The organism is Micromonospora sp. NPDC048887 (assembly GCF_040649715.1).
GTDB lineage: Bacteria > Actinomycetota > Actinomycetes > Mycobacteriales > Micromonosporaceae > Micromonospora.
Window position 1 is genome coordinate 158,603 of sequence record NZ_JBEZGA010000007.1, and the last position, 18,968, is coordinate 177,570.

21 protein-coding genes are annotated in these 18,968 nt (G+C 71.1%); 6 read left to right on the forward strand and 15 right to left on the reverse strand.

Going from position 1 to position 18,968, the window contains the following annotated elements; translation table 11 throughout:
- Positions 1-9: 9 nt before the first annotated feature.
- From AB0C17_RS13925 to AB0C17_RS13970, 10 genes are all read right to left on the reverse strand, one after another.
- Complete coding sequence (locus AB0C17_RS13925; RefSeq protein WP_357382929.1) at positions 10-765, reverse strand: GntR family transcriptional regulator; 756 nt, start codon at positions 763-765, stop codon at positions 10-12.
- Between the two features lie 87 nt (positions 766-852).
- A complete protein-coding gene (locus AB0C17_RS13930) occupies positions 853-2,055 on the reverse strand; it encodes a membrane dipeptidase (protein WP_357382927.1) in 1,203 nt (400 codons plus the stop codon).
- A gap of 29 nt (positions 2,056-2,084) precedes the next feature.
- Positions 2,085-3,074, reverse strand: a complete 990-nt coding sequence (locus AB0C17_RS13935; RefSeq protein ID WP_357382925.1) for a dipeptide ABC transporter ATP-binding protein — start codon at positions 3,072-3,074, stop codon at positions 2,085-2,087.
- On the reverse strand, positions 3,058-4,041 hold the full coding sequence (locus tag AB0C17_RS13940) for an ABC transporter ATP-binding protein (protein WP_357478683.1): 984 nt from the start codon (positions 4,039-4,041) through the stop codon (positions 3,058-3,060). Before AB0C17_RS13940 ends, AB0C17_RS13935 begins: the two co-directional genes overlap by 17 nt.
- The gene (locus tag AB0C17_RS13945) at positions 4,038-4,874 is read right to left on the reverse strand and encodes an alpha/beta hydrolase (RefSeq protein ID WP_357382921.1); all 837 of its coding nucleotides are present in this window, start codon (positions 4,872-4,874) and stop codon (positions 4,038-4,040) included. The genes AB0C17_RS13940 and AB0C17_RS13945 overlap by 4 nt, the downstream gene beginning before the upstream one ends.
- Positions 4,871-6,052, reverse strand: coding sequence for a Xaa-Pro peptidase family protein (locus tag AB0C17_RS13950; RefSeq protein ID WP_357382919.1), 1,182 nt, complete (start codon positions 6,050-6,052; stop codon positions 4,871-4,873). The genes AB0C17_RS13945 and AB0C17_RS13950 overlap by 4 nt, the downstream gene beginning before the upstream one ends.
- Positions 6,053-6,054: 2 nt before the next feature.
- Positions 6,055-6,936, reverse strand: a complete 882-nt coding sequence (locus AB0C17_RS13955; protein ID WP_262011951.1) for an ABC transporter permease — start codon at positions 6,934-6,936, stop codon at positions 6,055-6,057.
- A 61-nt stretch (positions 6,937-6,997) separates the two neighbouring features.
- On the reverse strand, positions 6,998-7,951 hold the full coding sequence (locus tag AB0C17_RS13960) for an ABC transporter permease (protein WP_043323238.1): 954 nt from the start codon (positions 7,949-7,951) through the stop codon (positions 6,998-7,000).
- A gap of 34 nt (positions 7,952-7,985) precedes the next feature.
- Complete coding sequence (locus AB0C17_RS13965; protein WP_357382916.1) at positions 7,986-9,614, reverse strand: ABC transporter substrate-binding protein; 1,629 nt, start codon at positions 9,612-9,614, stop codon at positions 7,986-7,988.
- Positions 9,611-10,813: a membrane dipeptidase gene (locus tag AB0C17_RS13970; protein WP_357382914.1), complete on the reverse strand. Its 1,203-nt coding sequence runs from the start codon at positions 10,811-10,813 to the stop codon at positions 9,611-9,613. Before AB0C17_RS13970 ends, AB0C17_RS13965 begins: the two co-directional genes overlap by 4 nt.
- Before the next feature lie 381 nt (positions 10,814-11,194).
- On the opposite strand from AB0C17_RS13970, the gene AB0C17_RS13975 reads away from it, so the two are divergent.
- From AB0C17_RS13975 to AB0C17_RS14000, 6 genes are all read left to right on the forward strand, one after another.
- A complete protein-coding gene (locus AB0C17_RS13975) occupies positions 11,195-11,575 on the forward strand; it encodes a metalloregulator ArsR/SmtB family transcription factor (protein WP_357382912.1) in 381 nt (126 codons plus the stop codon).
- Positions 11,529-11,996, forward strand: a complete 468-nt coding sequence (locus AB0C17_RS13980; RefSeq protein WP_357382910.1) for an SRPBCC domain-containing protein — start codon at positions 11,529-11,531, stop codon at positions 11,994-11,996. The genes AB0C17_RS13975 and AB0C17_RS13980 overlap by 47 nt, the downstream gene beginning before the upstream one ends.
- A complete protein-coding gene (locus AB0C17_RS13985) occupies positions 11,989-12,414 on the forward strand; it encodes a DUF6069 family protein (protein WP_357382908.1) in 426 nt (141 codons plus the stop codon). Before AB0C17_RS13980 ends, AB0C17_RS13985 begins: the two co-directional genes overlap by 8 nt.
- Before the next feature lie 134 nt (positions 12,415-12,548).
- Positions 12,549-13,679, forward strand: coding sequence for an ABC transporter permease (locus AB0C17_RS13990; RefSeq protein WP_357382906.1), 1,131 nt, complete (start codon positions 12,549-12,551; stop codon positions 13,677-13,679).
- Positions 13,676-14,398 (forward strand): ABC transporter ATP-binding protein, encoded by a 723-nt coding sequence (locus AB0C17_RS13995; protein ID WP_357382904.1) that lies wholly within the window; start codon positions 13,676-13,678, stop codon positions 14,396-14,398. The genes AB0C17_RS13990 and AB0C17_RS13995 overlap by 4 nt, the downstream gene beginning before the upstream one ends.
- 51 nt (positions 14,399-14,449) lie before the next feature.
- Positions 14,450-15,034, forward strand: coding sequence for a TetR/AcrR family transcriptional regulator (locus AB0C17_RS14000; protein WP_357382902.1), 585 nt, complete (start codon positions 14,450-14,452; stop codon positions 15,032-15,034).
- 56 nt (positions 15,035-15,090) lie between these two features.
- Here AB0C17_RS14000 and AB0C17_RS14005 read toward each other — a convergent pair whose 3' ends face one another.
- From AB0C17_RS14005 to AB0C17_RS14025, 5 genes are read right to left on the reverse strand one after another with little or no spacing between them, the layout of a single operon-like run.
- Entirely contained in the window at positions 15,091-15,726 is a 636-nt protein-coding gene (locus AB0C17_RS14005; protein WP_357382900.1) for a GntR family transcriptional regulator, read from the reverse strand.
- Between the two features lie 29 nt (positions 15,727-15,755).
- Positions 15,756-16,505, reverse strand: coding sequence for an SDR family oxidoreductase (locus tag AB0C17_RS14010; protein ID WP_357478687.1), 750 nt, complete (start codon positions 16,503-16,505; stop codon positions 15,756-15,758).
- Positions 16,502-17,656, reverse strand: coding sequence for a CoA transferase (locus tag AB0C17_RS14015; RefSeq protein ID WP_357382896.1), 1,155 nt, complete (start codon positions 17,654-17,656; stop codon positions 16,502-16,504). Before AB0C17_RS14015 ends, AB0C17_RS14010 begins: the two co-directional genes overlap by 4 nt.
- Positions 17,653-18,537 (reverse strand): hydroxymethylglutaryl-CoA lyase, encoded by an 885-nt coding sequence (locus AB0C17_RS14020; RefSeq protein ID WP_357382894.1) that lies wholly within the window; start codon positions 18,535-18,537, stop codon positions 17,653-17,655. The genes AB0C17_RS14015 and AB0C17_RS14020 overlap by 4 nt, the downstream gene beginning before the upstream one ends.
- Positions 18,534-18,965, reverse strand: a complete 432-nt coding sequence (locus AB0C17_RS14025) for a heme-binding protein (RefSeq protein WP_357382891.1) — start codon at positions 18,963-18,965, stop codon at positions 18,534-18,536. Before AB0C17_RS14025 ends, AB0C17_RS14020 begins: the two co-directional genes overlap by 4 nt.
- Between the last annotated feature and the right edge of the window lie 3 nt (positions 18,966-18,968).

Here is an 18,968-nt window from a genome sequence, read left to right on the forward strand (position 1 = left end):
GGCCGTCATCTACTCGGCCGGTGGCGCCGGTTCCGGCTCCCCGCCGCGACTGATCCGCAGGGTCAACACGTCGGTGCGTACAGTGATGTGGCCGTGGAACAGCGGTGCGCCGCCCGTCCCGTAACCGACCTGGGTCGCGGTGACCAGCGGGTGTCCGATCGCCACGCCGAGCCGCTCGGTGGCCTCCTCGTCGGCGAGCACCGCGGAGAGTTCGATCTCCGCCCGCCGCACCGGCATGCCGGTCGCGCTGGCCAGAAACTCGAACAGGTCCAGGTCGATGCTGAGCAACCCGGACGGGTCGAGGTCGCGGCCGTCGAAGCGCAGCGGCAGGTGGTCACGGATCCAGGCCGCCGGTACCCCGTCCACGGCGAAGAGCCGGTCGACCCGCCACACCGGCGAGTCCGGTTCCAGCCCGAGCACGCGGGCGCAGTCGGTCGGGCACTTCGCCCGGCTGACCCCCGCGTCCTGAAGCGTCGGACGGTGGCCCGAGGCGGTGATCCGGTCCCGAAGCGCGGTGACGTCCCCGATGGACACCGGCACCCGTTCGGCGTCGTCGTGCACGAAGGTGCCGATCCCCCAGGTCCGGGTCACCACCCCCTCGGCGACGAGTTGCCCCAGCACCTCGCGTACGGTCGCGCGACTGACCTCCAGACGCTCGGCCAGGTCCCGCTCGTTGGGCAGCTTCTCCCCCGACCGGAACTCGCTGCCGATCAACTGCCGAAGCCGGCCGTGCGCTGCCTGTAGCGCGGTCTCCCGCCGAGCCATCCGCCCTCACCTCATCACTGCCCGCCGCCGCGTCGGCGTACGGAGTGTAGTTCGTCCGCGTGCGCTCAGCCGATCACCGGGGCGGCCTCACCAGACCTGCTCCAGCACCCGGATGGTGTTGCCGCCGATCACCTTGGCGATCTCGTCGTCGGAGTAGTCGTGCGCCACCAGCCAGCCCACGATGTTCCCGAACGCCTCACCCGGATTCTCCAGTCCGGACACGTACTCCACCCGGGGGTGCTGCGGACGGTTGCCGGCGTCGTGGGCGTAGTTGCCGGCGTAGGTGTCGTGCACGCCCACGTGGTCGCCGAACATGGTGTCCGGGCCGAACGTGACATGGTCGATGCCGACCAGGTCCACGCAGTAGGTGAAGTGGTCCATCACCGACTCGATCGAGTGGCGCTGGTGCGCCTCGGAGAGAGTGGTGTGCGGGGCGGCCTCGATGCCGATCACGCCACCCCGCTCGGCACAGGCCCGGATCACCTCGTCCGGCTTCATCCGCGAGGTGTTCCAGACCGAGCGGGCACCGGCGTGGGTGATGAACACCGGCACCCGGCTGGCCTCGATCACATCCAGGCAGGTCTGGTCGCCGGAGTGCGAGATGTCGATGGCGATGCCGAGCTTGTTCATCCGGTCCACCGCCCGCCGGCCGAAGTGCGTCAACCCACCGTCGTGCTTCTCCGACAGGCCCCCACCGAGCATGTTCGCCTGGCTGTACGCGATGCCGAGCTGGCGTACGCCGAAGCCGTAGAGGATGTCGATCCGGTCCAGCTCGTTCTCGATCGGGCTGCTGCACTCCAGGCCCGCGACCAGGGCCAGCCGGCCGTCCCGCTTCGCGGCGTGGATGTCGTCCAGGGACGTGGCCAGGAAGACGTGGTCCTGCTTGTAGAGGTCACTCATCCGCATCCCGAGGGCGTAGACGAGGTCGTTCCACTTCCAGCCGTTCTCGCTCGTCACACAGGAGGCGCCGGCCATGAAGTTGTCGAAGACGGCGGTCAGGCCGGAGCGCGCCAGCCCTTCGTATCCGGTGCGCTGGCGGGCCGTGCGGTTGTAGGCCCGCAGCTCACTGACGTCGGCCGGCAGGACAACCGGATGCTCGTGCAGCGAGATGGCGGCGTGCTCGGTGAGCAGCCGCGTCACCCGCGCCCGCTGGACGTCGGTCAGGCCGAGGTCGTGCTCCGGCACCCGGCCGATCTCCTCGGCCAACGTGAACACCCGGTAGTCCGAGTGCGGCTCCAGGTACGAGTACGACCTGTGGCCCTTGTACCGGGGTGCGGGTTCTTGCAGCAAGACGCTTCTCCTTTGGCGATCGCCGGCCGTCACGCGGCCAGCGGGAAGTGGCAGGCAACCGGATGCGGCCCGGCGGCCAGCGTCGGCTCGGTGCTGGCACAGGCGTCGGTCGCCTGCCAGCAGCGGGTCCGGAAACGGCAGCCGGAGGGCGGATCGACCGGGCTGGGCGGGTCGCCGGCCAGCAGGATGCGCTGCCGCTGCCGCCGGCCGGCCGGGTCCGGCACCGGCACGGCCGACAGCAGCGCCCGGGTGTACGGGTGCCGGGGCGACTCGTAGAGGCTGGTCTCCGGGCCGGTCTCCACGAGCTTGCCCAGGTACATCACGGCGACCCGGTCGGAGATGTGGCGCACCACGGACAGGTCGTGGGCGATGAAGACGTACGCGACGCCGAGTTCCTCCTGGAGCCGCTCCAGGAGGTTGACCACCTGCGCCTGGACCGACACGTCCAGTGCGGAGACGGGCTCGTCGCAGACGATCACGTCGGGGTTCAACGCGAGCGCCCGGGCGATGCCGATGCGCTGACGCTGCCCGCCGGAGAACTGGTGCGGGTAGCGGTCCAGGTGCAGGCCGGGGTCGAGACCGACCAGGTCGAGCAGCTCCTTGATCCGCTCGACCCGGCGCCGGCGGTCAAGCACGTCCGGATGGATCTCGAACGGCTGGAGCAGGATCTCCCGGATCGTGCGGCGGGGGTTCAACGAGGTGTACGGGTCTTGAAGCACGATCTGGATCCGCCGGCGCAGGGCCCGCAGCTCCCGTCCCCTGGCCTGGTGCACCACTGACGTGCCGAAGCGCACCGCGCCGGAGGTGGGCTGCTCCAGCCCGACGAGCATGCGGGCCAGCGTGCTCTTGCCGCAGCCGGACTCGCCCACCACGCCGAGCGTCTCGCCCCGGCGCAGGTCGAAGGAGACGCCGTCGACGGCTTTGACCACGCCGCCGGAGGCGAACGGGACCCGCCCTTTGAGCGGGAAGTGCTTGACCAGGTTCTCGACCCGCAGCACGACCTCATCGGCGGGTGGCATCGAACACCTCCTCGTGGTGGTGACAGGCGCTGGCCCGGTCGGCCGGCAGCGCCCGCAGCGGCGGCAAGACGACCCGGCACTCGTCGGTGGCCCGGTGACAACGCAGGTGGAACGGGCAGCCGGCGGGGAGCCGAGCCGGGTTGGGCGGAGCTCCGGGAATCGCGTAGAGCTGCTCGTCGCGCCGGTCCACCCGGGGCATCGAGTTGAGCAGCCCTTCGGTGTAGGGGTGCGCCGGACCGGCGAAGATCTGCTCGACGGTGCCCCGTTCGACGATCCGGCCGGCGTACATCACCGCCACGTCGTCGGCGACCTCGGCGACCACCCCCAGATCGTGGGTGATCAGCAGCAGGCCCATTCCGCTGTCCCGCTGGATCTCCGCGAGCAACTCCATCACCTGGGCCTGCACCGTCACGTCCAGCGCGGTGGTGGGCTCGTCCGCGATCAGCAGGTCCGGTTCCAGGGCGATCGCCAACGCGATCATGATGCGCTGGCGCATGCCGCCGGAGAACTGGTGCGGGTAGTCCCGGATCCGGTCCTTGGCCGCCGGGATCCGCACCCGGTCGACCAGTTCGACGGCGCGGCGCCGGGCGTCGGCCCGGGACATGCCCCGCCGGACCCGCAGCACCTCCACGATCTGGTGTCCGACGGTGAAGACCGGGTTGAGCGCGGCCATCGCGTCCTGGAAGACCATCCCGATCTCTTCGCCACTGACCCGCTCCCGCTGCTTGCGTGGCAGGGTCAGCAGCTCCCGGCCCCGCAGCTGGACCGAGCCGGTGACCGTCGCCGGCGGCACGTCGAGGATGCCCGTCACCGCCTGCGCGGTGACGCTCTTGCCGGAGCCGGACTCACCGAGGATGGCAAGGGTCTGGCCCGACTCGACCCGCAGCGACACCCCGTTCACCGCGTTCACCGGGCCGGTCGGGCCCGGGAACGCGACCCGCAGGTCGGCGATCTCCAGCAGGCTCATCGGAGCACTCCGGCCCGGCTGAGGAAGTCCCGCACCACCTGCTGGAACCGCTCCGGCTCCTCCAGCTGCGGCGAGTGGCCGGAGGACTCGAATACCACCAGCTCGCCGTGGGGCACCAGGTCCGCGATGACCTGAGAGGCGGCCACCGGCGTACGCCAGTCGTGCCGGCCCACGGTCACCAGGGTCGGGCACGTGATCGACGGCAGCTTCGGCTTCAGGTCGTAGCGGGGCATGTTCTGCCCGAAGGCGGCGTTGTGGGTGCGGTAGTGGAACCGGGTGGCGGCCAAACGCGCCTCGTCCTTGGCCGGGTCGTGCCGGTGGTCGTAGAGCGGCAGGATCGCTCGCCAGTACTCGCGCAACTGCTCGTTGCTCTCGAACCGGCCGGTGCCGATCCGGTCGATGACCCACTCCGGGATCACCGAACGGTCCGTGTTGCGGGCCCGCTCCACCGCCAGGTGGTCGTGCGCGGTGTCCGCGGCGGTGTCGCGCAGCACCAGCGCGGAGACCCGGTCCGGGTGGGCGATGGCGTACTCCATGGCGATGAACCCGCCGTACGAGCCGCCGGCCATGACGATGGTCTCGTAGCCGAAGTGCGCGCGGATGGCGTCCACGTCGGCCACCCACTGCTCGTGGGTGAACGGTCCGTCGTCGCTGGACTCGCCGGAGCCGCGGGCGTCGAAGACGATGACCCGCATCCGGTCGGCGAACGGGCCGAACGACCGCTTCGGCTCCTGGCGGGAACCGAGGCCCGGGGCGCCGTGGTGCACGATCATGGCCGGGCCGTCGACCGGGCCGAACGCCTCGACGACCAGTTCCGCTCCGTTGATTCTCATCGGATCCCCTCGATGATGTTGGATGCCAGGTCACGCGGGTACCGGGTGAGCCGGCGCGGGCCGTCGTCCTGCACCAGGACCGTGTCGGAGATGCGGTAGCCGGCGTGGCCGGGCACGTAGACGCCGGGCTCGCTCGACAGCAGCATCCCGGGGGCGAGCACGGTGTGGTCCCCGTCCTCGACCCAGGGCGCCTCGTGGTTCTGCAGCCCGATGCCGTGGCCCTGCCGGTGCCGGATGTAGTCGCCCAAGCCCCGGTCCCGCAGGACGTCCAGGCAGATCCGGTTGACCTCGGCGCAGGTACGCCCGGCGATCATCGCCTGGGTGCCCACCTCCTGCGCCTCCCGGTCGGCCTCGTAGTAGCGCACCTGCTCGGCGGTGGGCTCGCCGATGACGAACGTCCGTTCGCTCTCCACGAACCGGCTGGCCACCGCCGCGCCGAGGGAGAGGATCAGGGTGTCACCCGGCTGGAGCCGCCGACGGGTCGGCAGGCCGTGCGGCAGGGCGGAGTTCGGGCCGGCGTAGACCAGCCCGCCGGCCAGCTTGGTGGTGTAGACGACGAGGTCGTAATCGGCGTACATCCGGTCGGTGCCGTAGCCGATCACGTGCCGGGCGATCTCGTCCTCGCGCGGCAGCGGCCCGCCGGCGGCGAGCGCCTCCTCGATCAGGGCCCGTCCGGCGGCCAGCATCTCGTCGCAGATCCGCGCGGCGGCCTCGTGGAACGGGATCTCCTCGGGGAACTTGCGCAGCCGCAGCGCGGCGACCGCGTCCGTGGTCTCCAGGGTGGCCCCGCCGATGGCCCGGGACAGCGCCCGGAACGTGCCGACCGAAAGGCCCGCGCCCACGCCGATGCGGCGGACCGGACCGCCCGGGCGGGGCAACGCCGAGGCGAGCGTCTCCTCGGCGGTGACCACGCCCGGGTACTCGAAGTAGGTGACGGTCGGGACCGTCACGCCCTGCTGGGCCGCGTACTCCTCGTCGAGGCGCGGGATCACCAGCAGCGGATCCCCCGCACGCGGCAGCCAGAGATACACCGGACGTTCGGTGGCGATGTAGAAGAAGCCGCTGAGGAAGGCGACCTCCGCCGGCGAGGTGGCCAGGAACCCGTCCAGACCACGTTGTTCGAGCGCCTCGGCTAGCCGGCTTCGGACACTGTGGTAGAAGCTCTCGGGCAGTCGCATGGTCAGCCTCCGTTGCGACGGGGGTCGCGAGTGTCGTTGAACCGGGTTCCGGCGAGGGTCGCCGCCAGCACCAGGAACAAGATCGCCAGGGACGGGAAGAGCGTCTGCCACCAGGCGATCGCGATCGTGCCGCTGCGCTGGGCGTTGAGCAGGATCCGTCCCCAGGACCAGGCGTCCGGGTCGCCGAGGCCGAGGAAGCTCAGGCCCGCCTCGGAGATCACCGCCCGGGAGGCGGTGAGCAGCACGCTGACCACCATCAGCGAGACGACGGCGGGCAGGATCTCCCGGGTGACGATCCGCCAGCCGGTGGCCCCGAGCACCCGGGCGCCGTCGATGTAGGGCATCGCGCTGATCACCAGGCCCTGCGACCGGATCAGCCGGGCGACCTCGGGCCAGGCGAAGAACCCGATGATCAGGGTCAGCGTCGTGACGCTCGGGCTCACCACCGCCGCCAGCATGATCATCAGCGGCAGGGTGGGCAGCGCCAGCATCACGTCGGTGATCACCGTGGCGACCGCGTCGAACGGCCGGAAGTACGCAGCGGCCAGCCCGATCGCGGTGCCCAGCACGATGGCGAGCAGCGACGCGGCCAGGCCGATCACCATGCTGGTCCGGGTGCCCCAGACCACCTGGGCGAAGATGTCCTGCCCGAGGTCGTCGGTGCCGAACCAGTGCGCCCCGGAGGGGGGTTGCAGCACGTCCGCGCCGGCGCCGGCGGGCTCGTCGGCGATCAGCGGCGCGAAGATCGCCAGCAACGCCATCACGAGCAGCACCAGCACGGACAGCGCCACGACGGGCTGACGCAGGTAGCCGGAGAGGAAGGACCGCTTGGGCGCGGCCGGGGCCGGCGGCAGCGCCTGCTCGGTCAGCACGGGAGCACTCACTGCACCCTCCCTTCGGTGGCGGCGGACGGATCCGGGCGACGTGCCGCGACGCTGCGCGCGTTCACAGCCGGATCCGGGGGTTGAGGACCGCGTAGAGCATGTCGGTCAGGGCGTTGGCGATCACCACGGTGACGGCGAGCATGATGAACGCCCCCTGGATCACCGGGTAGTCCTGCTGCCCGACCGCCTCGTAGATCAGCCGGCCGACCCCGGGGTAGGCGAAGACCGTCTCGGTCAGCACCGCGCCGCCGACCAGGGTGCCCAGTTGCAGGCCCATCAGGGTCAGTGCCGGCAGGATCGCGTTACGCAGGCCGTGCTTCCATACCCGGCGCCGGGCCGAGAGACCACGCGCCTGCGCCGCGCGGATGTAGTCCTCACCGAGAACCTCGATCATGTTGGTGCGAAGGGTGAGCGCGTACGGGCCGAGCTGCACCAGGACCAGGGAGAGCACCGGAAGCACCAGGTGGTGGGCCAGGCTCAGGTAGGCCGCCGCGCCCCGGGTGTCCGGGTCGATCGCCCCACCGATCGGGAACCAGCCGAGCTGGGCGCCGAAGAAGACCAGCAGCAGGATCGCGACGCTGGGCACGAACAGCGCGTTCGCGCTGATCCCGAAGCCCTGCAACGCGCGGTCGAGCCACTTGCCACGGTTGACCGCGGCGGCCACGCCGATCGGGATACCGACGGCGACGGTCAGGACGAACGCGCTGCCGGCCAGCAGCAACGTCCAGGGCAGCCGGTCGAGGATGATGTCGGTGACCGGCTGGATCTGACGGAACGAGATGCCCAGGTTGCCCTGGACCAGCTCGCGCAGGTACGACACGTACTGCTCCCACAGCGGACGGTCCAGGCCGTACGTCTTGAGCAGCGCCGCCTGCATCTCCGGTGTCATGTCGCCCTCGACCATGAGGGTCGTGGGGTCCCCCGGCAGGAGCCGGAGCAGAAAGAACGTCGAAGTGATCGCGATCCACACGGTCAGGACGGCCTTCAATGCCCGGCTGAGCACGAAACGCGCCACGGGGGACCCCTCCTCTCCCTCTAGGTTGGGTGGGTTACTTGACCGGAGTGACCTGGGCCAGCGAGTACGCGGTCACCATGCCGAGCAGGTCCGACGGCGACGGGACGAAGCCGGTGAACTTGCTGGCGTTGTAGGCGAACTGGAAGTTCTCCACGTACAGCGGGGTCAGGTACGCCTGCTCGTGCACGACCTTGTCAATGTTCTTGATCTTGGTCTTGAACGCCTCCGCGTCGGTGGTGCCGGCCGCGTCGTTGATCAGCGCGTCCATCTCCGCCGACTCGAGCAGGTTGTAGTTGATGCCACCCGGGTTGCTGGACAGATAGGTGCTGCGCAGCTGGTCCATCGGGTTGTCGAAGACGCCCCACTGCGAGGCGTCGATGTCGTACTCGCCGTTCTTGGTGCGGGTGAGGAAGGTGTTCCGCTCCACGCACTCGTTCTCCAGCTTCACGCCGGCCTTGGCCGCGCTCTCCCGGAACAGCTGCACGACCCGGGTGATGTTGGCGTTGGACTGGTCGCACGCCACGCCGAACTTCAGCTCGTCGAAGAAGCCGTCGTTGTTGGCGTCCTTGTAGCCGGCCGCGCTCAGCTTGGCCTTCGCGGCCTGGGGGTCGAACGGGTACGGCTGCAGCTCGGTGTTGTCGTACTCGGAGAAGATCGGCGAGATCGGGCCGGCCATCTGCTGGCCGTCGCCCTGCAGCACGGCCGAGATGATCGCCTTGGTGTCGATCGCCATCGACAGCGCCTGCCGGACGTCCTGGTCGGCGAGGTACTTGTTCTTCATGTTGTAGGTCAGGTGCGCGAAGCCGAGGGCGCCGACCTTCTTCAGCTTGATCTTGTCGTCGTTCTCGAAGGTCTTCGCCGCCGAGACCGGCACCGGGGTGCCCATCATGTCGATGTCACCGTTGCGCAGCGCCAGCATCATGGTGTTCACGTCCGGGTAGACCCGGTACTCGACCTGGCTCACCGCGGCCTTGCCACCCGGCGCGAGCGGGTAGTGCTCGTTGCGCTTCATGACGTAGCGCTGGCCCTTGGTGATGCTGTCCAGGACGAACGGCCCGGCGCCGACCCAGTTGGAGTCGTTGGCGAACTTGGACAGGTCACCGGCCGGCTCGAAGATGTGCTTCGGCACGACCGACATCCAGAAGCCGACGCCCTCGGCGAACGGCGCGTACGGCTGGGAGAGCTTGAACTTGACGGTGGTGGCGTCCGGCGCCTCGACCGACTCGACCCAGGTCAGCTTCGCCGCGACGTTGCCGAGCTTGTACTTCATGATCGACTCGGCGGAGAACTTCACGTCCTCGGCGACCACCGGCTTGCCGTCGGTCCACTTGAAGTCGTCGCGCAGCACGAAGACGGCGGTCTTGCCGTCGTCCTCGTAGCGGTACTCCTTGGCCAGCTCCGGCGACTTCTTCGCGTTCTCGTCGATCCGCAGCAGGTGCGGGTACATCGCGTTGAGGATCCACGAGTCCGTCTTGCTCAGCGACTGGAGCGGGTTGAAGTTGCTCACGTCGGTGGTGGTGCCGATCCGCAGCACCGAGTCCGACGACGAGCCGCTGGAGGAGGAGGACCCATCCTCGTTCAGACCGCAGCCGGAGACACCGAGCGTGGCCGCCACGCCGAGCGCGACAGCGAGCCGCCACCGGCCCTTGACTGTCTTGTTCACCAAACCTCCTGAAGAACCCGGATGATGTTGCCGCCGATGACCTTGGCGATCTCGTCGTCGGAGTAACCGTGCGTGACCAGCCACCCGACGATGTTGCTGAAGCACTCCGCCGGGTTCTCCATGCCACTCACGTACGGAACCCGTGGGTGGTCCACCACGCCGTGGGCCTTTCCGATCGCCAGGTGCTGGGTGAAGCTGTCGTGCAGTCCGACGTGGTCACCGAAGTTGGTGTCCGGGCCGAACGCCACGTGGTCGATGCCGACCAGCTCCACGCAGTAGGTGAAGTGGTCCATCACCGACTCGATCGAGTGGTGCGGGTGGTCGCCCGAGAGGGTGGTGTGCGGAGCGGCCTCGATGCCGATCACGCCACCCCGCTCGGCACAGGCCCGGATCACCTCGTCCGGCTTCATCCGGGGGGTGTTCCAGACCGAGCGGGCACCGGCGTGGGTGATGAACACCGGTACCCGGCTGGCCTCGATCACGTCCAGCGACGTCTGGTCGCCGGAGTGCGAGATGTCGATGGCGATGCCGAGCTTGTTCATCCGGTCGACCGCCCGCCGGCCGAAGTGCGTCAGCCCGCCGTCGCGGTCCTCGGAGAGGCCGGAACCGAGCATGTTCGCCTGGCTGTACGCGATGCCCATCTGGCGTACGCCGAAGCCGTAGAGGATGTCGATCCGGTCCAGCTCGTTCTCGATCATCGTGGCTGCTTCCAGGCCGGCCACCAGGGCGATCTGCCCGTTGCGCTTGGCCTCGAAGATCTGTTCGAGCGTGGTCGCCACCACCACGTGGTCCTGCTTGGCGACGTCGGCGAAGCGCAGGCCGATGTCGTAGATGACGTCGTCCCACTTCCAGGCGTGCTCACTGGTCACGCAGCCGGTGCCGTTCATGAAGTTGTCGAAGACCGCGGTCATGCCGGACCGGGCCAGGCCCTCGAACCCGAAGGCGTTGCGGCCGGTCCGGTTGTAGTCGCGCAACTGCGTGACGTCGGCCGGCAGGATCTTCGGGTGCTCGTGGAGCGAGATCGCCATGTGCTCACGCAGCAACCGGGAGACCCGGGCTCGCTGCTCGTCGCTCAGGCCGAGGTCGTGCTCCGGCACCCGGCCGATCTGCGGCGCGAGCTCGAAGACCTTGTAGTCCACATGCGGCACCAGGTAGTCGAAGGACCGGTATCCGGCGTAGCGGGGGGCGGGTTCCTGCACTGGTCTACTCACCTCGTCAGCTAGAGGCATGAGGATCGAGGTCTGACCTCATGCCTCGTGGAACGTACCGAGCGCGACCACGGCACAGGAATACTCCGTGACCTTTCCGTTACCTAAATCGGGGAACATTCCCGCAGGTCGGGACAGGTATGGGCGCGCAGGGCCGCACAACGGAGCCAGGCCGGACCGAACGCCCGAGGCCGTCGCGCCGAACGGGTGAGCGACCGCGATCCACCCCAACCACCACCCACAAGCCTCCGGGTGGTCAGACCACTGAGCAATGGGCGGCACCCAGATCCGCAGAGACCCGCAACCGAGGCGCGTACGCCCCGGACCGACAAAACGTTGAACCGATCGGTTCAGTGTCCTACGGTGAACCTCGTGGTTCAGCAAGAGACGCTCGACCGGGTGTTCGCCAGCCTGGCCGACCCGACCCGGCGCGACATCCTGATCCGGCTCGGCGCAGGCCCGGCCACCATCACCGAGCTCACCGAGCCCACCGGGATGACCCTCACCGGCATGCGCAAGCACGTCCGCGCGCTGGAGGACGCGGGCCTCGTGGTGACGCGCAAGGTCGGCCGGTCCCGGCAGTGCCGGCTCAGCGAGGCACCGCTGGACTCGGCGATGGCCTGGATCGCCTTCTACCGACGGCTCTGGGCCCGTCGCCTCGACGGCCTCGACGCCTACCTCACACTCACCACGGAGGACCGCGACCATGACGCTCCACATGCGCGTGACACGACACCTTCCGGGCACCCCTGACGAGGCGTTCGACGCCTACACCGACGCCGGCAAACAGAAGATCTGGTTCGGCATCCTCGACGAGGAGCCCGGCATCGTGGAGATCGACGTCGACCTGCGGGTCGGCGGGAGACAGACCGCGATCTGGGGCCCCTCCCCCGACATGCTGTTCCGCGAGACGCAGACGTTCCTGGAGATCGACCGCCCGCACCGGCTGGTCACCGAGTCGACGGGCACCGGCCCGGACGGCACGACCATGACCACGCGCATCGAGGTCACCTTCGAGGCGCGCGACGGCGGCACGCTGATGACTGTGGTGCAGAGCGGCTTCCCCACCCCGCAACTGCGCGACTTCTTCGTCGGCGAGGTCTGGACGGGGGCGTTCGCCCGCATCGAGGCGTACCTGACCCGAGAGCACGCAGAGGAGACCTCCCGTGGCTGACCTGCCCCGAACCGCCGTCGTCGCCCTCGCCACCGCCGTCGCGGTGGTCGTCAACCTGATCGTGTACGCGATCGGCCGGGCGGCCGGCGGCAGCTTCCTGTTCACCGCCGACGACCGGCGGGTCGAGGTCGACGCGGTGACCGTCGCGGACTTCAGCGCGCTGCCGCTGGCGCTCGGGCTCACCGCCGTCGCCGTACTGGCGTCCCGGTACGCCTGGGTGGTCCGGGCGGCGCTGATCGTCGGCCCGGCGCTCGCGGTGCTCACGATCGCCACCATGACGCTGCCCGCCGGCCTGGACGCCACCAGCACGATCACGCTGGCCGCGTGCCACCTCACGCTCGCGCCGATCATCGTGGTCGCGGTAAGCGCCCTCGGCCGGCGCGCGCGTCGCGCCACCGCGGGCCCGGTGGCCGCCTGACGCCGGCGCGGCAGGGCGCGCGTCGCCGGCCCGTCACGGAGTGTGGCCGGGTAGACAACCACCACCACCATCTTGCCGACACCGCGTTGTTAACATAGCGACATGGTGTCGACAAGTTTGAGAGGTGGCGGCTGATGTTCCTGGCCATTCGCGAGCTGGGGTTCGCACGGCTGCGATTCGCCCTGATGGGGGCCGTGATCGCGCTGATCTCGGTGTTGATGGTGATGCTGTCCGGCCTGTCCGTCGGGCTGGTCCGTGACGGCGTCTCCGGCCTGCAGAACCTGCCGGTCACCTCGTTCGCCTTCGCCCACGGCGTGCAGCACGACTCGGCCTTCTCGCGCAGCGTGGTGGACGCCTCGGCGGTGGACACCTGGCGCGACCAGCCCGGCGTGGCGGAGGCGACCCCGTTCGGCAACACGCTCATCAACGGGCGCACCGACGGGGGCACCGAGGTCGACCTGGCGCTGTTCGGCGTCGAGACCGACTCGTTCCTGTCGCCCGCCGTCAGCGAGGGCGACCGCCTCGGCCCGGCGGACGGGATCGTGGTGAGCCCCACCGCCATCGACGCGGGCCTGCGCGTGGGCGACACCGTGACGGTGGACCGGCTCGGCACGCGGCTGCGCGTGGTCGGCGTCACCGAACAGCAGGACACCTTCGGCCACGTCGACGTGGCGTACGTGCCGCTGGCCACCTGGCAGGCGGTCAAGTCCGGCACCCCGGCCGGCGCGCAGGTGCCGGCGCAGGCGGCCCAGGAGATCACCGCCGTCGCGGTCCGCGCGGCCGACGGCGACTCGGTGAACCTGGCCGCGGGCGACAAGGCCGCGGGCACGGAGAGCCTGACCCTCGAGGAGTCCTACGGCGCCTCGCCGGGCTACACCGCCGAGACGACCACGCTCCAGTTGATCCAGGGCTTCCTCTACGCGATCTCGGCGCTCGTGGCCGGCGCGTTCTTCGCGGTCTGGGCGATCCAACGCAAGCAGGAGGTCGCGGTGCTGCGGGCACTCGGCGCCTCGACCCGCTGGGTGCTGCGCGACGCCCTCACCCAGGCGCTGATCCTGCTGGCCCTCGCCATCGCCGTCGGCATGGGGATCGGCCTCGGACTCGGCGCGCTGATCTCCGGCGGCAACGTGCCGTTCGCGCTGCACCCGCAGAGCATCGCCGCCGCCGCGGCCGGGCTGCTCGTGCTCGGCCTGGTCGGCGCGGCAGCCGCCGTCGTCCGCCTCACCTCCATCGACCCGGCGACCGCCCTGGGAGGCAACCGATGAGCAGCCGGACCACCCCGTCCCCCTCGACGCCGGGCACCGCCCCGGCCGAACTCGGCCTGGTCATGCGCGGCGTGCACCTTCGCCACGGCGACGGCGCGGAGACCGTGCACGCGCTCGACGACGTCGACCTGACCGTCACGCCGGGCGAGCTGGCCGCGATCGTCGGGCCGTCCGGCGCGGGCAAGTCCAGCCTGCTCGCCGTCGCCGGCGGGCTGGCCCGCCCCGACGAGGGCACCGTCACGGTGGCCGGGCACGACATGACCGTATCCAGCCGCCGGGCGCGCACCGAGCTGCGCCGCCGGCACGTCGGGTTCGTGTTCCAGTCGGGCAACCTGCTGCCCGCGCTGACCGCCGCCGACCAGCTGCGCCTGCCGCTTCGGCTGGGCGGGCGGCGGGAGCGGTCCGGACGCGACCCGCTGGAGATGCTCGCGCACGTCGGCCTGGCCGGCAAGGCCGACCGCCGGCCGCACCAGCTCTCCGGTGGCGAGCGCCAGCGGGTCGGTATCGCCCGGGCGCTGATGACCGAGCCCTCGGTGCTGCTGGTGGACGAGCCGACAGCGGCCCTGGACCGGGCCCGCAGCCACGACATCGTCCAGCTGCTCGCCCAGGAGGCGCGGGAGCGCTCGGTGGCGGTCGTGATGGTCACTCACGACCATGACGTGCTGCAATACTGTGACACCGTTTACGAGATGGTCGACGGCAAGCTCGCCGCGAGCTGAGCACGACGGCGGGGAACGACGCGGGCGGCGGACAGAGACGGGGAGGTCGGCGTGCCGAAGATCCAAGCCTCGACCGTTGCGGAACACCGGGCCGCGCAGCGGGCGGCGTTGCTCGACGCCGCCCGCGCCCTGCTCTCCGAGCACCCGGAGCGGATCCCGAGCCTCGCCGACGTGGCCCGGCACGCCGGGCTGGCCCGGTCCAGCGCGTACTCGTACTTCAAGTCCCGCACCGACATGTTCGACGTGCTGGTCGCCGACACCTTCCCCCGGTGGTCGGCCTTCGTCGAGGAGCAGATGGCCGAGGCCTGCACACCGGGGGCGAGGATCCTGGCGTACGTCGAGGCCAACCTGCAACTGGTCGCCCGGGGGGACCACGCGCTGGCCCGGGCGCTGGCGTCGGCGGGTGACAGCGAGGTGCTGGCGACCTCCAGCCGGCTGCTGCACGACAGCCTCGAAGCGCCGCTGCGCGCCGCGCTCACCGAGCACGGGGCCAGCGACCCGGACCGGATGGCCGAACTCGTCCAGTCCATCGTGTACACCCTCAGCCGGATGATCGAGAACGGGCTCGACCTGGCGGTCGCGACCGGTCTCGCCCGCGAGCTGCTCACGCCGTACCTGCGCCCGGACGCCGGCTGACCCGGAGCCCGCAGCCGGGCCGGCGGCGGGTGCGACGGGTGCCGGCCCGGCGCGGGTCAGGGCGTGCCGAGGGTGGCGCGGGCGGCCAGGATGTGCGCCCGCATCACCGAGCCGGCCCAGGCCCGGTCCCGCGCCTCGAACGCGTCGATCAGCTCCCGGTGGTGCGACATGCTGCGCGCCATCGCCGCCTCGTCGTAGCGGCGGAAGGTGCGGTTCACCAGCGGCGTCTGCACCACCGCCCCGAGCAGCGCGCTCAACCGCCGGTTCCGCCCGGCGCCGAGGATGATCTCGTGGAACTGCGCGTTGCAGACCGCGATCCGGTCCGCCCGGTCCCGGCGCTGGCCGGCCGCGTAGCCCTCCATCTCGGTGCACAGCTCACGCAGCCGGGCGATCTCCTCCGGCGTGATCCGGGTCGCGGCCAGCTCCGCGCCGTAGCCCTCCAGCAGGGCGCGCAGCTCGAAGATCTCCTCCAGGTCCTGCTCCCGCCAGGCCGGGACGGTGGCGCCCCGGTTGGCCTCCCAGTCCACCAGGCCCTCGGCGTGCAGCCGGCGCAGCGCCTCCCGCACGGGGGTACGGCTCACCCCCACCGCTGCGGCGAGATCCTCCTCGGAGAGCTTCTTCCCCGGCTCGTACGCCCCGCCGAGGATGCGCGTCTTGATCGACTCGTACGCCGACTGCGTGGCCCGGCCCATGCGTCCCCCTTTGTTCACCGATGGTGAACCTACATCGACGCGGTGGAACCGCCGTTGACGGCGTACTCCGAGCCGGTCACCTGCCGGGCCCGCTCCCCGGCGAGGAACAGCACCACCTCGGCGACGTCCTCCGGCTCGTTCATCCGGCCCAGCAGGAGCTTGCGCAGGTCACGCACGACGTGGTCGGCGGCGGCGGAGACGTCGATGCCCAGCCGGAGCGCGACCGACGCCAGGTAGGCGTCCATGGTCGCGGTCCGCGTCGGGCCGGGTGCGACGGTGTTCACCCGCACGCCCCGGGAGCCGTACTCCAGCGCCAGGCCCTTGGCGAGGCTGAGCAGCGCCGCCTTGCTGACCGCGTAGTCGAGCATGTGCGGCTTCGGGTGCCGCGCCGCCTCGGAGCCGATGTTGACCACGCTGCCGCCGCCCCGCTCGACCATGAGCGGCACGAGCGCGCGGCACAGGCGCACGCAGGACATCACGTTGACGTCCCAGGTGCGCTGCCAAGCCGCGTCGTCGATGTCGGTGAACGCGTCCCGGTACGGCGCGAGCGCCACGTTGTTGACGAGCACGTCAGCGCCGCCGTACCGGCTGGTCACCTCCCGCACGACGGCGGCGACGCCGGCCGGGGTGCCCAGGTCGGCGGTGACCGCGACCCCGGCGCAGGCGGACACGTCCAGGTCGGCGGAGAGCACCTCGGCGCCCTCGCCGGCCAGCCGGCGGGCGACGGCGAGCCCGATCCCCGATCCGGCGCCGGTGACGACGGCGACAGTGCCCCTCATCCGCTGCTCCCCTCGGCGCCGCCAGCGAGCACCTCGTCGTTGTGTTCGCCGAGCGTCGGCGCGAGCCGGCCGCGCGGCAGCGGCGAGGCCGACATGACGATCGGCGAGGCGATGCTGCGCAGCCGTCCGGCCACCGGGTGCTCGACCGTCGACACCAGGCCCGACTCGGCCGACTCCTCGTCGCGCAGGATCTCCTCGTAGCCGGCCAGCGGCGCGCACGGCACGTCGATCGCCGACAGCTCCGCCAGCCACTCGGCCGTGGTACGCCCGCGCAGCACCTCGGCGACCACCCGGTAGAGCCCGTCGGCGTTGGCGATCCGCTTGCCGACCGTGTCGTAGTCGGGATGGCGCAACAGGTCGGCGCGGCCGACCAGGGTGAGGAACCGTTCCCACTGCCGGCCGGTGTAGATCAGGACGCAGAGGTGCCCGTCGGCGGTGGCGTACGGGCGGCGGTTCGGCGCGGCGGTACGCGGGTAGCGCGGCGGCCCGGTCGGCGGGTCGAACGTCCAGCCGTCGAGCTGTTCGAGCAGGCCGAAGGCGACCATCGTGTCGAACATCGGCACCTCGACCCGCTGCCCCTCGCCGGTGGCGTCGCGGTGCCGCAGCGCGGCGAGCACGGCGGTGGACGCGGTGAGCCCGGTGATCTTGTCGGCGAGCGGCGTGACGACGTACCCGGGCTGGTCCTGGTTGACGCTCTGGAGCGCGGCGATCCCGGAGGCGCCCTGGATCACGTCGTCGTAGGCGGGCCGGTCGGCGTGCCGGCTGGTGCCGCGGAAGCCCGGGATCGCGCAGTAGACGATCGCCGGGTGCAGCGCGCGTACGTCGTCGTAGGTGAGCGCGAGCCGGGCCGCGGCGGCCGGGCGCATGTTGTGCACCAGCACGTCCACGGCCGGCACCAGCCGGTCGAAGGCGGCCCGGTCGGCGGGCGCCTTGAGGTCCAGCAGGACGCTCTTCTTGCCCCGGTTCATGTTGAGGAACACCGCCGCCATGCCGGGGGTGCGGGCGGCGCCGAGCTGGCGGGCGATGTCGCCGCCCGGCGCCTCCACCTTGATCACCTCGGCGCCCAGGTCGGCCAGCATCAGCGTGCAGTACGGGCCGGAGAACGTGCTGGTCAGGTCCAGCACCCGCAGTCCGGTCAGCGGCCCGGTCACGGGAACCCACCGGCCCGGCTCAGCACGCCCGGCAGTTCGGCGCCGAACACTTCGCCCAGCCACCTGGCGTTGCCGATCGCCGCGTCCAGCGACACCCCGGTACGCGTCCCGGAGCGTTCCAGCGCGTACACCACGTCCTCGGTGGCCACGTTGCCGGTGGCGGCCGGCGCGAACGGGCAGCCGCCGATGCCGCCGACGCTGGCGTCGATCGCCCGCGCCCCGGCCCCGACGGCGGCCAGGACGTTGGCCGTGCCCAGGTTGCGGGTGTTGTGGAAGTGCCCGCGCAGGCTCGCGCCGGTGCGGTCCCGTACGGCGGTGAACAGGCGCTCCACCTGCGACGGCACGGCGACGCCGATGGTGTCGGCCAGCGCCACCTCGTCCGGCGCCACCGGTGCCAGGTCGTCCACGACGCGCAGCACGCGCCCCGCGGGCGTCTCGCCCTCGAACGGGCAGCCGAACGCGGCCCCGACCGTCACCGACGTGCGCAGCCCCTGCTCGCGGGCGCGGGGCAGCAGCCGCCGCACCTGCGCCACCGCCTCGGCGGTGGACGTGCCCTGGTTGCGCCGGCAGAACGTGTCGGTGGCGACGACCACGAAGTTGACCTCGGTGACGCCGGCCGCGACCGCCCGGTCCAGGCCGCGCCCGTTCATCACCAGGCCGATCGAGGCCAGGCCCGGCTCGTCGCGGACCAGTGCCATCACCGCGTCGGCGTCGGCGAGCTTCGGCACCTTCGCCGGGTTGACGAAGCTCGTCACCTCGACGCGCCGGCTGCCCGCCGCGACCGCGCGGCGTACCAGTTCGGCCTTCTGCCCGGTGGTCAGCTCCGCCGGGTGGTTCTGCAGGCCGTCCCGGGGGCCCACCTCGACGATCTCGACGTTCAAGACAGCGCCTTCAGTCCGGCCTGCGCGACCTCCATGTCCTGCGTGTAGTGGCCGCCGCTGACCCCGATGCCGCCGACCAGCACGTCGTCGACCTTCACCGGATAGCCGCCGCCGAAGGTCACCAGCCGGTCGATCGCGGGCGGGGCGCCCATCGCCAGCGGGCCGTCGTCCTTGATGAAGTCGTACCAGCCGTCGCTGCTGAGCCCGAAACCCACCGCCGTGTACGCCTTGTCCTGCGCCAGCTGCACGCTCACCAGCGGCGCGCCGTCCATCCGCTCGTACGCCTTGAGCACCCCGCTCTCGTCGCACACGGCGACGGTGACCGCGAAGCCCATCTCCTCGGCCCGGGCGACGGCGGCGGCCACCATCGCCCGCGCGGCCGGCCCGGAGATCGAGCGCTTCTTCACCACGTACGGGTTCTTCGCCATGAC

What these genes read in the sequence shown, in the direction of transcription:
- AB0C17_RS13925 (WP_357382929.1), bottom strand. Translation starts at nt 765, where the DNA reads ATGGCTCGGCGGGAGACCGCGCTACAGGCAGCGCACGGCCGGCTTCGG.
- AB0C17_RS13935 (WP_357382925.1), bottom strand. Translation starts at nt 3,074, where the DNA reads ATGCCACCCGCCGATGAGGTCGTGCTGCGGGTCGAGAACCTGGTCAAG.
- AB0C17_RS13940 (WP_357478683.1), bottom strand. Translation starts at nt 4,041, where the DNA reads ATGAGCCTGCTGGAGATCGCCGACCTGCGGGTCGCGTTCCCGGGCCCG.
- AB0C17_RS13945 (WP_357382921.1), bottom strand. Translation starts at nt 4,874, where the DNA reads ATGAGAATCAACGGAGCGGAACTGGTCGTCGAGGCGTTCGGCCCGGTC.
- AB0C17_RS13950 (WP_357382919.1), bottom strand. Translation starts at nt 6,052, where the DNA reads ATGCGACTGCCCGAGAGCTTCTACCACAGTGTCCGAAGCCGGCTAGCC.
- AB0C17_RS13980 (WP_357382910.1), top strand. Translation starts at nt 11,529, where the DNA reads ATGACGCTCCACATGCGCGTGACACGACACCTTCCGGGCACCCCTGAC.
- AB0C17_RS13990 (WP_357382906.1), top strand. Translation starts at nt 12,549, where the DNA reads ATGTTCCTGGCCATTCGCGAGCTGGGGTTCGCACGGCTGCGATTCGCC.
- AB0C17_RS13995 (WP_357382904.1), top strand. Translation starts at nt 13,676, where the DNA reads ATGAGCAGCCGGACCACCCCGTCCCCCTCGACGCCGGGCACCGCCCCG.
- AB0C17_RS14005 (WP_357382900.1), bottom strand. Translation starts at nt 15,726, where the DNA reads ATGGGCCGGGCCACGCAGTCGGCGTACGAGTCGATCAAGACGCGCATC.
- AB0C17_RS14010 (WP_357478687.1), bottom strand. Translation starts at nt 16,505, where the DNA reads ATGAGGGGCACTGTCGCCGTCGTCACCGGCGCCGGATCGGGGATCGGG.
- AB0C17_RS14025 (WP_357382891.1), bottom strand. Translation starts at nt 18,965, where the DNA reads ATGGCGAAGAACCCGTACGTGGTGAAGAAGCGCTCGATCTCCGGGCCG.